Raw genomic sequence first — 13320 nt, forward strand, 5'->3', positions numbered from 1 at the left:
AGTTGTAGCAGAGAATATTTCAAGCTATTACTTTTAGTAGCTACCAATAAAACGGACCCTGCTTAGGCAATTACTTGATCACAAGGTTGTGATCAGATCATGAGGACATGGTCATGCTAAATAAATTCAAACAAATACAAGAACAATGGGGTGGCTCTAATGAGGTCATCGATCATTGGCTCGAAACTCGACAGTCTCTAATCGTAGAGTATTGTAAGCTAGGTGCCTTGCAGCCAGCTAGCAACGGGCAATCAAACGTTGTTGAACTCCCTTCTCCTAAAGAAATAAGCTCATTCTGCGATCATGTTGTCGATTATATCTCAGAGGGTCATTTTAAGATCTACGATATGGTCATGAAAAAATGGCAAGCAACAGGCTTTAAAACCAATGACGAGATTGATACAACTTACGCGAAGATCGTACTTACAACCGAGCCGCTTCTAGAGTTCAATGATAAGTACGTTAAAGTAAATGCAGACGATGAGTTGCCTAACTTCGAAGGAGATATGTCAAAAGTAGGTGAACTACTCGAAGTACGTTTTGAAGTAGAAGATAATCTTATCCAGCTTATTGCAGACAGTTTAGCGATTCCACCAGGCGCTTAGTTAGCTGAATCCTTAATAAGCTTGCCTCTGTGCAAGCTTTTTGTTTTGTCTGTAAGGTTATCCAAAAGACAGAGCTTACTCGCTCACCCAGACCTTTAGCCATAAGCATATGGTTACAGCCCTAATCAGCCTAATCATCTCTACCCTTTATCTTACTGGCCTCAAAGAGCACTCTTCAGGACATAAATCCAACCCCACCAGCTAGATAAGCACACCTATCACTTTATAAGTCATAGCTAAATACCAATACGCCAGATACAAAAAAGGCACCCGAAGGTGCCTTTTTCTTATCTCTTAGAGACTACTCGTAGAGCTTACTCTTCTGAAGAGAAACCAGCGTTTAGAAGTGCTGCTAGATTGTCAGTAGCTTGTTCAGCTGAAGGACCTTCTTGCTCTTCTTCACGTTGCTTTTGACGCTCTTGGTGGTATGCGAAACCAGTACCAGCTGGGATCAGACGACCAACAATTACGTTCTCTTTCAGACCGCGAAGGTCATCACGCTTACCAGAAACCGCAGCTTCTGTTAGTACGCGAGTCGTTTCTTGGAACGATGCAGCTGAGATGAATGACTCAGTTGCAAGAGATGCTTTAGTAATACCTAGTAGGTCACGTTCGAAACGTACTAGTTCTTTACCTTCAGCTTCTAGCTTACGGTTAGCAATCTTAACATTGTGGTACTCAACTTGTTCGCCAGGTAGGAACGGAGAGTCACCAGAATGAGTGATTGTACACTTACGTAGCATTTGACGAACGATAGTCTCGATGTGCTTATCGTTAATCTTTACGCCTTGTAAGCGGTAAACTTCTTGAACTTCGTTCGCGATGTACTGAGTTACTGCGTGGATACCACGTAGACGCAGGATATCGTGTGGAGTTTCAGGACCGTCGGCGATTACATCACCACGTTCAATCTTCTCACCTTCGAACACGTTCAATTGACGATGCTTAGGAATCATCTCTTCGTAAGCGTCACCGCCTTCACGAGTGATTACTAGACGACGCTTACCTTTCGTTTCTTTACCGAAAGACACAGTACCTGTGTGCTCAGCAAGGATCGCAGGCTCTTTAGGCTTACGAGCTTCGAATAGGTCAGCTACGCGTGGTAGACCACCGGTGATATCTTTGTTTCCGCTCGATTTTTGAGGGATACGAGATAGTGTGTCACCGATGCCAACTTCAGCGCCATCTTCGATGTTTACAATCGCTTTGCCAGGTAGGAAGTAGTGAGCTGGCATATCAGTACCAGGGATCATTACGTCGTTACCTTGCTCATCAACAAGTTTGATAGCTGGACGCATATCTTTACCTGCTGCTGGGCGAGCTGCTGCGTCTGTAACTTCACTTGAAGAAAGACCCGTTAGATCGTCAGTTTGACGAGAAACTGTAATACCATCGATCATATCTACGAATTGGATACGACCTGCCACTTCAGTGATGATTGGCATGGTATGCGCTTCCCAGTTAGCTACAACTTCACCAGCAGTAACTGCTGCGTTGTCGCCTTTGGTTAGCATCGAACCGTAAGGAAGTTTGTGCTTCTCTTTAGTACGGCCGAATTCATCAATAATCGTCATCTCAGATGCACGAGAAGTGATAACCAGTTTCTTATCTTTGTTAACTACGAACTTAGCATTGTGAAGTTTCACAGTACCAGTTGTCTTAGCTTGGATGCTGTTCTCTGCTGCTGCAGTAGATGCCGCACCACCGATGTGGAACGTACGCATCGTTAGCTGTGTACCCGGTTCACCGATAGATTGTGCAGCGATAACACCAACTGCTTCACCTTGGTTCACTAGGTGACCACGTGCTAGGTCACGACCGTAACACTGTGCACAACAACCGAAGTCTGCATCACAGGTAACAACAGAGCGCACTTTCATGCTATCTACTGAGTTGTCTTCCATGATTTGACACCACTTCTCATCAATCAGAGTATTACGTGGAATCAGTACATCTTCAGTACCAGGCTTAAGAACGTCTTCAGCTACTACACGACCTAGAGCAAGCTCAGAAAGTGCAACTTTAACGTCACCACCTTCGATGTGAGGCATCATGTCGATACCTTCATGCGTGCCACAGTCATGTTCGTGTACTACAACGTCTTGAGCAACGTCTACTAGACGACGAGTTAGGTAACCCGAGTTTGCTGTTTTCAGTGCTGTATCCGCAAGACCCTTACGAGCACCGTGCGTTGAGATAAAGTACTGAAGGACGTTTAGACCTTCTTTAAAGTTCGCTGTGATCGGCGTTTCGATGATTGAACCATCTGGACGCGCCATCAGACCACGCATACCCGCTAGCTGACGAATCTGAGCTGCAGAACCACGAGCGCCCGAGTCGGCCATCATGTAGATGCTGTTGAACGATTCTTGCTGTTCTTCTTCGCCGTCACGGTTGATAACTGTTTCAGAAGATAGGTTATCCATCATTGCTTTCGCAACGCGGTCATTCGTAGATGCCCAGATATCGATAACTTTGTTGTAACGCTCACCCGCAGTAACAAGACCAGATTGGAATTGCTCTTGGATTTCGCGAACTTCTTCTTCAGCAGATTCAATTTCATCGTATTTCGCTTGAGGTACAACCATATCGTCGATACCTACAGAAACACCAGAAAGTGCAGCGTATGCAAAACCTGCGTACATGATTTGGTCAGCAAATACTACTGTATCTTTTAGACCAAGCTTACGGTAACACTCGTTAAGAAGAGTAGAGATCTGCTTCTTACCTAACTTTTGGTTAACGATGCTGTACGGTAGGCCAGCTGGAACGATTTGCCATAGCATTGCACGGCCGACAGTTGTATCAACCATCTTCGTTTCAGTAGTGCTGTTACCATCTTCGTCTACTACAGTCTCGGTGATACGTACTTTAACGCGAGCGTGTAGCTCAGCAGTCTTAGTACGGTATGCCTTTTCAGCCTCAGCAGGGCCAGCAAGGTACATACCTTCGCCTTTCACGTTGATCTTGTCACGTGTCATGTAGTAAAGGCCCAATACAACGTCCTGAGAAGGTACGATGATCGGATCACCTGACGCTGGCGACAGAATGTTATTCGTCGACATCATCAGTGTACGTGCTTCAAGCTGTGCTTCTAGAGTTAGAGGCACGTGTACCGCCATTTGGTCACCATCGAAGTCGGCGTTGTATGCCGCACACACTAGTGGGTGAAGCTGAATCGCTTTACCTTCGATTAGTACTGGTTCAAACGCTTGGATACCTAGACGGTGAAGTGTAGGTGCACGGTTAAGCAGTACTGGGTGTTCGCGGATTACTTCGTCTAGGATATCCCAAACGATAGCTTCTTCGCGCTCTACCATCTTCTTAGCAGCTTTGATTGTCGTAGCCATGCCACGAGTTTCTAGCTTGCTGTAGATGAACGGCTTAAATAGCTCAAGTGCCATCTTCTTAGGAAGACCACACTGATGCAGACGAAGGTATGGACCTACTGTGATTACAGAACGGCCAGAGTAGTCTACACGTTTACCTAGAAGGTTCTGACGGAAACGACCTTGTTTACCCTTGATCATATCAGCAAGAGATTTCAGAGGACGCTTGTTAGAACCAGTGATAGCACGACCACGACGACCGTTATCTAGAAGTGCATCAACAGACTCTTGCAGCATACGCTTTTCGTTACGTACGATGATGTCCGGAGCAGCTAGCTCTAGAAGACGCTTCAAACGGTTGTTACGGTTGATCACACGACGGTAAAGGTCGTTCAGATCTGAAGTCGCAAAACGACCGCCATCTAGTGGTACTAGAGGACGTAGATCTGGCGGCAGAACCGGAAGTACAGTCAGAATCATCCATTGCGGATCGTTACCCGATGCAATGAACGCTTCAACTAGCTTCAGGCGCTTAGTAACTTTTTTACGCTTAGTTTCTGAGTTAGTTGTTTCTAACTCTTCGCGCATTTCTTCCACTTCTTGATGAAGGTCCATTGTTGCAAGCAGATCTTTGATCGCTTCAGCACCCATCTTAGCAGTGAATTCGTCACCCCACTCTTCTAGACGATCCAGATACTCTTCTTCAGTAAGCATCTGAGATTTTTCTAGATCAGTCATACCTGGTTCAGTTACTACGTACATCTCGAAGTAAAGAACACGTTCGATATCACGTAGAGGGATATCCATTAGTAGACCGATACGAGACGGCAGTGATTTTAGGAACCAGATGTGAGCAACTGGTGAAGCTAGCTCGATGTGGCCCATGCGGTCACGACGAACTTTAGTTTGTGTAACTTCAACGCCACACTTCTCACAGATAACACCACGGTGCTTCAGGCGCTTGTATTTGCCACAAAGACATTCGTAGTCTTTAACTGGACCAAAAATACGTGCACAGAACAGACCATCACGTTCAGGTTTGAACGTACGATAGTTAATTGTTTCCGGCTTTTTAACTTCACCAAAAGACCATGAACGGATCATGTCTGGTGAAGATAGACCGATTTTGATTGCATCAAATTCTTCGGTCTTATGCTGTGCTTTTAGAAAGTTTAATAAGTCTTTCACATTCAGCTCCTGTAAGGAGTTAAAGGAGCTCACTGCTGTAGCAAGCTCCCTTTTACCAAATAATCCTATCTTCTTTTAAAAAGAGGAGGGATTACTCTTCGTCTTCTAGCTCGATGTTGATACCTAGCGAGCGAATCTCTTTCAACAGTACGTTGAACGACTCAGGCATACCAGGTTCCATGCTATGGTTACCGTCTACGATGTTCTTATACATCTTAGTACGGCCGTTAACGTCATCTGACTTAACTGTTAGCATTTCTTGTAGAGTATATGCAGCACCGTATGCTTCTAGTGCCCATACTTCCATCTCACCGAAACGCTGACCACCGAACTGAGCTTTACCACCAAGTGGTTGCTGAGTTACTAGGCTGTAAGAACCAGTTGAACGAGCATGCATCTTGTCATCAACCAAGTGGTTCAGTTTCAGCATGTACATGTAACCAACAGTTACAGGACGCTCAAACGAATCACCAGTACGACCATCAAACAGTTTAAGCTGACCAGATTCTGGCAGATCACCCAGTTTAAGTAGTTCTTTGATTAGAGACTCAGAAGCACCGTCGAACACAGGAGTAGCAATCGGTAGACCGCCACGTAGGTTCTTGATCAGTGTACGAACTTGATCATCAGACAGTTCAGCAATATCAACTTTCTGACGAGTATCACCAAGATCGTAAACCTTCTGTAGGAACTCACGGAACTTATGCAGTTCTTGTTGTTCCTTAACCATTTGGTTGATCTTGTCACCGATACCTTTCGCAGCCAAACCTAAGTGAACTTCTAGGATCTGACCGATGTTCATACGCGATGGTACACCCAGCGGGTTAAGTACGATGTCTACAGGCTGACCTTTCTCATCGTATGGCATGTCTTCAACAGGGTTAATCTTAGAGATTACACCTTTGTTACCGTGACGACCGGCCATCTTATCACCAGGCTGGATACGACGTTTAACCGCTAGGTAAACTTTAACAATCTTAAGAACGCCAGGCGCTAGATCATCACCTTGAGTGATTTTACGACGCTTAGTTTCAAACTTCTTATCGAAGTCTGCTTTTAGCTCATCCCACTGCTCAGCAAGTTGCTCAAGCTGTGTTTGTAGCGCATCGTCTTCTAGAACTTGCTCTAGCCATTGCTTACGACCGATAGTATCAAGCTTAGCTTCAGAGTAACCACCAGACAGAAGTACAGCTTTAACACGGTTAAGAAGGCCACCCTCAAGAATTTGGAACTCTTCAGTTAGGTCTTTCTTAGCTTCTTTAAGCTGCATCTGTTCGATTTCAAGTGCACGCTTGTCTTTCTCTACGCCATCGCGAGTGAAGACTTGTACATCGATGATAGTACCCGAAACAGAGTTTGGTACACGTAGAGAAGTATCTTTAACATCAGATGCTTTCTCACCGAAGATAGCACGTAGTAGCTTCTCTTCAGGAGTCAGTTGAGTTTCACCTTTAGGGGTTACTTTACCAACTAGGATGTCGCCACCCTTAACTTCAGCACCAATGTAAACGATACCTGACTCGTCTAGTTTAGACAGAGCAGACTCACCTACGTTTGGAATATCAGCTGTGATCTCTTCAGAACCCAGCTTAGTATCACGAGCCACACAAGATAGTTCTTGAATGTGGATTGTCGTGAAACGGTCTTCTTGAACTACGCGCTCAGATACTAAGATCGAGTCTTCGAAGTTGTAACCGTTCCAAGGCATGAATGCGATACGCATGTTTTGGCCAAGAGCTAGTTCACCAAGGTCTGTTGAAGGACCATCAGCAAGAACATCGCCGCGTGCAACTGGTTCACCAGGAAGTACAGTTGGACGTTGGTTAATACATGTGTTTTGGTTCGAACGCGTGTACTTAGTTAGGTTGTAAATATCGATACCAGCTTCGCCAGGTACCAATTCATCTTCGTTAACCTTAACTACGATACGAGAAGCGTCTACAGACTGAACTTGACCACCACGTTTAGCAACCGCTGTAACACCAGAGTCAACTGCGATGTTACGTTCGATACCAGTACCTACTAGAGGCTTATCAGCCTTAAGTGTTGGTACAGCTTGACGTTGCATGTTGGCACCCATCAATGCACGGTTCGCATCATCGTGTTCTAGGAACGGGATAAGCGAAGCAGCGATAGATACTACTTGGTTTGTCGCAACGTCCATGTAGTCAACGTGATCGCGTGGGTGAAGACCAGATTCACCTTTTTGACGAGCTGTGATTAGCTCATCTGCAAACGTACCTTCTTCAGTAAGAATGGTGTTTGCTTGCGCGATTACGAATTGACCTTCCTGGATTGCAGACAGGTAATCAACTTCTTCTGTTACTACACCATCTACTACACGACGGTACGGAGTTTCTAGGAAACCGTAATCGTTACAACGTGCAAACGCAGATAGCGAGTTAATTAGACCGATGTTTGGACCTTCAGGCGTTTCGATCGGACATAGACGACCGTAGTGAGTTACGTGAACGTCACGTACTTCGAAGCCTGCGCGCTCACGAGTAAGACCACCAGGACCTAAAGCAGAGATACGACGTTTGTGCGTAACTTCTGACAATGGGTTGTTTTGGTCCATGAACTGTGAAAGCTGTGAAGAGCCAAAGAATTCTTTAACTGCAGCAGAGATCGGCTTAGCGTTGATAAGATCTTGAGGCATGATTGCATCAAGGTCACCAAGGCTTAGGCGCTCTTTAACGGCACGTTCTACACGAACTAGACCAACACGGAATTGGTTTTCTGCCATTTCACCTACAGAACGGATACGACGGTTGCCAAGGTGGTCGATATCGTCCACTTCACCAATACCGTTACGGATACCAATCAGTTTCTTCATCACTTCGATGATGTCTGATTCATCCAGAGTACCGCGCTCTTCTTCTTCTTCACGCTCGATAGAGCTGTTGAACTTCATACGGCCTACAGTTGATAGGTCGTAACGTTCTTCAGAGAAGAATAGGCTTTCGAATAGAGACTCTGCAGCTTCTTTCGTTGGTGGCTCGCCAGGACGCATCATGCGGTAGATTTCTACCAATGCAGAGATGCGATCTACTGTGCTATCTGCACGTAGAGTGTCTGACATGAATGGACCGTGATCTAGGTCATTCGTGAACAGAGTTTGTAGAGCCTTGTGACCTGCTTGAGACAGGTTAGCAAGTGCTTCTAGGCTAATCTCTTGGTTCGCGCCAACGATGATCTCGCCAGTTGCTTCATTGATGTAATCTTTAGATGCAACTTTACCAACGATGTACTCTACTGGTACTTCGATGTGCTCAACGCCATCTTTTTCAAGTTGACGGATATGACGAGCAGTAACACGACGACCAGTCTCAACGTAAGTTTTGCCGTTTGCTTCGATGTCGAATGACGCAGTTTCACCACGTAGACGATCAGGAACCAACTCCATAAGAAGAGTTTGGTCTTTAACTTCGAAGTTCACTTTGTCGAAGAACAGATCTAGGATCTCTTCGGTCGATTTACCAAGTGCACGAAGAATAATCGATGCTGGTAGCTTACGACGGCGGTCGATACGTACGAATAAGTTATCCTTAGGATCGAACTCAAAGTCTAACCATGAGCCACGGTAAGGAATTACACGTGCGTTATAAAGAACTTTACCTGATGAGTGGGTCTTACCCTTATCACTGTCGAAGAACACGCCTGGGCTTCGGTGCAGCTGGGATACGATAACCCTCTCGGTACCATTAATTACGAAAGTACCATTGTCTGTCATAAGCGGAATTTCGCCCATGTAGACTTCTTGTTCTTTAATGTCTTTTACAGTACCTGCTGGTGCATCTCGATCAAAGATAACTAGACGTAGTTTTACGCGTAGTGGCTTTGAGTAAGTAACACCGCGGATTTGACATTCTTTAACGTCAAAAACTGGCTCACCAAGACGGTAGCTAACGTATTGCAGCTCAGAATTGCCGTTGTAGCTCTGAATTGGAAATACAGAACGGAAAGCAGCTTCAAGACCGTATTGACCTTCTGGATCCTGTTCGATGAATTTGTCGAAAGAATCAAGCTGGATCGATAACAGGTATGGAATGTCCAAAACTTGTGGACGAGTACCAAAATCCTTACGGATGCGCTTTTTCTCGGTATAAGAGTAAACCATGGGGTTCCTCAGCTCGCTGATAAGTGACCCAAACCACCCAAAACACTCTTCAAGAGGGGGCGGTGACAAACAGCTGTTTACTGTAGTGAACAATCATTTCGAAAAAATGACTGTTTTTTTGCTCGGATTATGACGGTTAAACAGCGGAAAATTCGTCATAGCCCTACAGCGCAAAAAGGCCGGTGGTCAATAAACCACCAGCCATTAGCCTTGCGGCTAAGAAATTAAGTAATAATTACTTGATTTCAACAGAAGCGCCAGCTTCTTCTAGCTGTGCTTTAAGAGCTTCAGCTTCAGCTTTGTCAACGCCTTCTTTAAGCGCTGCAGGAGCTGAGTCTACAAGACCTTTAGCTTCTTTAAGACCTAGGCCAGTTGCGCCACGTACAGCTTTGATAACTTGTACTTTGTTAGCGCCAGCAGCAGTTAGGATAACGTCGAATTCAGTTTGCTCAGCAGCAGCGTCGCCGCCAGCTGCGCCGCCAGCTACAACAGCAGCAGCTGCAGTAACGCCGAATTTCTCTTCCATAGCTTCGATAAGCTCAACAACTTGCATTACAGACATTTCTGCAACTGCGTCTAGGATTTGCTCGTTAGTAATAGACATAACAATTCTCTTTTAAGTCAACAATAAGTTTAAATAGCAACCAGTGAAAAGCAAGGCTTATGCCGCAGCTTCTTCTTTTTGGTCGCGAACAGCAGCGATAGTACGAACCAGCTTGCCAGCAGAAGCTTCTTTCATGCACATCATTAGGCGTGCGATAGCTTCGTCGTAAGTTGGTAGTGTCGCTAGTACTTCAGCATCAGTAACTGCGCCTTCAAATGCAGCAGCTTTGATCTCGAAATCTTTATTCTCTTTAGCGAAGTCTTTGAAAAGACGCGCTGCAGCACCTGGGTGCTCATTAGAGAATGCGATCAGAGTTGGACCAGTGAAAGTGTCTACTAGACACTCGTAGTCTGTACCCTGAACCGCACGGCGTGCTAGTGTGTTACGAACAACTTTCATGTAAACACCCGCTTCGCGAGCTTGTTTACGTAGAGAAGTCATTGCGCCAACTTCAACGCCACGAGAATCAGCTACAACTGCAGAAAGTGCACCACTGGCAGCTTCGTTGACTTCAGCAACAATTGCTTTTTTGTCTTGAAGATTTAAAGCCATTTGGATTAACCTCTGGTTGTGATTACAGCACTCAATACAAAATGTAATGAGCGTTTACGATGTTATTTAAAAATGAATAAATTCATTTCAAACCACAACATCGCCTACGTAGGTTTTATTAAGCTATCAATAATCTAATGAAAATCGACAGCGCCTACGGTCTTGGGATAGATGATTTCAAATTGCTTTAAAACCACCCAACCACAAATATTAGGCGCAGAAGTATACACTAAATCTGCGCCTAAGCAAATTAGTTTGCTTGAGTGTCAAGACTAGCTTGATCAACAGCAACACCAGCACCCATCGTAGTAGAGATGCTTACTTTCTTCAGGTAAGAACCCTTAGCTGAAGAAGGCTTAGCTTTCTTAAGAGCAACTAGAAGAGCTTCTAGGTTCTCTTGAAGCTGGCTAGCTTCGAAAGATGCTTTACCGATAGTAGTGTGGATGATGCCGTTCTTGTCGTTACGGTAACGAACCTGACCAGCTTTAGCGTTCTTAACCGCTTCAGCAACGTTAGGAGTTACAGTACCAACTTTAGGGTTTGGCATAAGGCCGCGTGGACCTAGGATTGTACCTAGTTGACCAACAACACGCATTGCATCTGGAGAAGCAACAACTACGTCGAAGTTCATTTCGCCTTTTTTCACTTGCTCAGCAAGATCTTCCATACCAACGATATCTGCGCCAGCAGCTTTAGCAGCTTCTGCGTTTGCACCTTGAGTGAAAACAGCAACGCGGATGTCACGGCCAGTACCGTGAGGTAGCACTGTTGCGCCACGAACGTTTTGGTCAGATTTACGAGCATCGATGCCTAGGTTAACAGCAACATCTACAGACTCAACGAATTTAGCAGTCGCTAGTTCTTTAAGAAGAGCAACAGCTTCGCTGATTTCGTATTCTTTAGTTGAGTCAACTTTGTCGCGGATTACGCGCATACGCTTAGTAAGTTTAGCCATGATCTTATCCCTCTACCACTAGGCCCATTGAACGAGCAGTACCAGCAATAGAACGTTTCATTGCTTCGATGTCAGCACCAGTCATATCAGCAGCTTTAGTTTCTGCGATTTCCTGAACTTGAGCGTCAGTAACAGTACCAACTTTCTCAGTGTTTGGACGACCTGAACCAGACTTAACGCCAGCAGCTTTCTTAAGAAGAACAGCAGCAGGTGGAGTCTTAGTTACGAACGTGAAAGAACGGTCGTTGTAAACAGTAATAACTACTGGAGTAGGTAGACCTTTCTCAACAGATTCTGTTTTTGCGTTGAACGCTTTACAGAATTCCATGATGTTCACGCCGTGTTGACCTAGAGCAGGACCAACCGGTGGACTTGGGTTTGCCATACCAGCTGCAACTTGCAGTTTGATATAAGCTTCAACTTTCTTAGCCATGATATTTCCTAATATTTTGGGTACATGCGCTAGCCGCAAGGCGAGCTCCCCATAAATTCAATTAACTCTTTTTTACTTCCACAGAAGCAAAAAGGCGCGAAATTATAATCATAATTCGCGCCTTTAACAACCCTAAAAAGGTGATTTTTTATACTCTTTTATTTTGAACAGCTTATGAAGCATTTATCCACAGCTTGTTCAAAACTTAGAGTTTTAGTCCAGTTTTTCAACCTGACCAAATTCAAGCTCAACCGGTGTTGCACGACCAAAGATCGATACAGATACCTTAATGCGGCTTTTCTCGTAATCTACTTCTTCAACAGTACCGTTGAAGTCAGCAAATGGACCATCGTTCACACGAACCACTTCACCCGCTTCGAACATTGTCTTAGGACGTGGAGACTCGCTCGCTTTCTCTAGACGGTTCAAGATAGCATCAGCTTCTTTATCAGTGATAGGTGCAGGACGATCAGAGGTACCACCAATGAAGCCCATAACACGCGGAATGCTGCGTACTAAGTGCCATGATTCATCATTCATGATCATTTGAACTAATACGTAGCCAGGGAAGAATTTACGTTCACTTTTACGGCGTTGGCCTGCACGCATTTCCACTACTTCTTCAGTAGGTACTAGCACATCGCCAAATAGTTCTTCCATGTTGTGCATTTTAATATGCTCGCGTAGCGACTGTGCAACACGACCTTCAAAGCCAGAAAAGGCTTGAACTACATACCAACGTTTTTTTGGAGCTTCACTCATGAATCAGAACCCTCTACACCCCAGTTGCTAGAGAAACTAGACGGACCATAATGCCGTCAATTCCCCAAAGCACTAGAGACATAACAATACATACAGCTAAAACGATCAATGTAGTTTGCATAGTTTCTTGGCGAGTAGGCCAAACAACTTTACGAATCTCCATACGAGATTCTTTTGCAAAATCGATCGCAGCTTTACCTTTAGTTGTTGTTGCTGCAACGCCTAGTGCGGCAGCAATCAGCACAACTACACCTGCAGCGCGAATTACAACAGACAATTCACCATACAGGTAATTACCCACAACAGCAGCAGCCAACAGAACAAAAGCGACAATCCACTTCATTGTATCTGCTGCACCTGAGCTATCAGGAGTTTCAGCGTTTGCTTTCATAAAACCAACCTGTGATAAGTCTTAAATATAGACGACAATAACCCCGCTGTTGCAGGGCACATTCCTTTGCGTTGCAAAACAACACATCTAACAGTCATTTTAGTCAAAAAGACCGTTTAATTCTTTGCTAAGAGCAAAAATCGATGTCAAAACATCCAACTCTTTTTTTAGCGCAGAAAAAGGGCATCAAATGATGCCCTTTTTACTAGTGGTTCGTCAAATCTTATGCAAAGATTTTAGCTACAACACCAGCACCAACTGTACGGCCACCTTCGCGGATTGCGAAACGTAGACCTTCGTCCATTGCGATTGGAGCGATTAGCTCGACAGTCATTTGAACGTTGTCACCTGGCATTACCATTTCTACGCCTTCAGGTAGAG

General features: G+C 44.9%; 9 protein-coding genes and 1 pseudogene. 1 reads left to right on the forward strand and 9 read right to left on the reverse strand.

Annotation, left to right across the window (positions count from 1 at the left end; genetic code table 11):
• The first annotated feature begins 107 nt into the window (after positions 1-107).
• A complete protein-coding gene (locus AB6E85_RS20450) occupies positions 108-605 on the forward strand; it encodes an Rsd/AlgQ family anti-sigma factor (RefSeq protein ID WP_017096512.1) in 498 nt (165 codons plus the stop codon).
• A 314-nt stretch (positions 606-919) separates the two neighbouring features.
• Here AB6E85_RS20450 and rpoC read toward each other — a convergent pair whose 3' ends face one another.
• The 9 genes and pseudogenes from rpoC to tuf all read right to left on the reverse strand — a co-directional run.
• Positions 920-5122, reverse strand: coding sequence for a DNA-directed RNA polymerase subunit beta' (gene rpoC / locus AB6E85_RS20455; RefSeq protein ID WP_017060527.1), 4203 nt, complete (start codon positions 5120-5122; stop codon positions 920-922).
• Between the two features lie 91 nt (positions 5123-5213).
• The gene (gene rpoB / locus AB6E85_RS20460; RefSeq protein ID WP_017060526.1) at positions 5214-9242 is read right to left on the reverse strand and encodes a DNA-directed RNA polymerase subunit beta; all 4029 of its coding nucleotides are present in this window, start codon (positions 9240-9242) and stop codon (positions 5214-5216) included.
• 235 nt (positions 9243-9477) lie between these two features.
• Positions 9478-9846 carry a 50S ribosomal protein L7/L12 gene (rplL, locus tag AB6E85_RS20465; RefSeq protein ID WP_017631516.1) on the reverse strand — a complete coding sequence of 123 codons (369 nt, stop codon included), beginning with the start codon at positions 9844-9846 and terminating at the stop codon, positions 9478-9480.
• Between the two features lie 57 nt (positions 9847-9903).
• On the reverse strand, positions 9904-10398 hold the full coding sequence (gene rplJ / locus AB6E85_RS20470) for a 50S ribosomal protein L10 (RefSeq protein ID WP_010435550.1): 495 nt from the start codon (positions 10396-10398) through the stop codon (positions 9904-9906).
• A 250-nt stretch (positions 10399-10648) separates the two neighbouring features.
• Entirely contained in the window at positions 10649-11353 is a 705-nt protein-coding gene (gene rplA, locus AB6E85_RS20475; RefSeq protein WP_017060523.1) for a 50S ribosomal protein L1, read from the reverse strand.
• Between the two features lie 4 nt (positions 11354-11357).
• Positions 11358-11786, reverse strand: a complete 429-nt coding sequence (rplK, locus tag AB6E85_RS20480) for a 50S ribosomal protein L11 (RefSeq protein ID WP_010435555.1) — start codon at positions 11784-11786, stop codon at positions 11358-11360.
• Positions 11787-11999: 213 nt separating this feature from the next.
• Positions 12000-12548, reverse strand: a complete 549-nt coding sequence (gene nusG, locus AB6E85_RS20485) for a transcription termination/antitermination protein NusG (protein ID WP_010435556.1) — start codon at positions 12546-12548, stop codon at positions 12000-12002.
• A 13-nt stretch (positions 12549-12561) separates the two neighbouring features.
• Positions 12562-12939, reverse strand: coding sequence for a preprotein translocase subunit SecE (gene secE / locus AB6E85_RS20490; RefSeq protein ID WP_010435558.1), 378 nt, complete (start codon positions 12937-12939; stop codon positions 12562-12564).
• 223 nt (positions 12940-13162) lie between these two features.
• Positions 13163-13320, reverse strand: a pseudogene (gene tuf, locus AB6E85_RS20495) (elongation factor Tu); the annotation flags it as partial.

This window comes from Vibrio sp. 10N.247.311.51 (assembly GCF_041467855.1).
Classification (GTDB): domain Bacteria; phylum Pseudomonadota; class Gammaproteobacteria; order Enterobacterales; family Vibrionaceae; genus Vibrio; species Vibrio coralliirubri.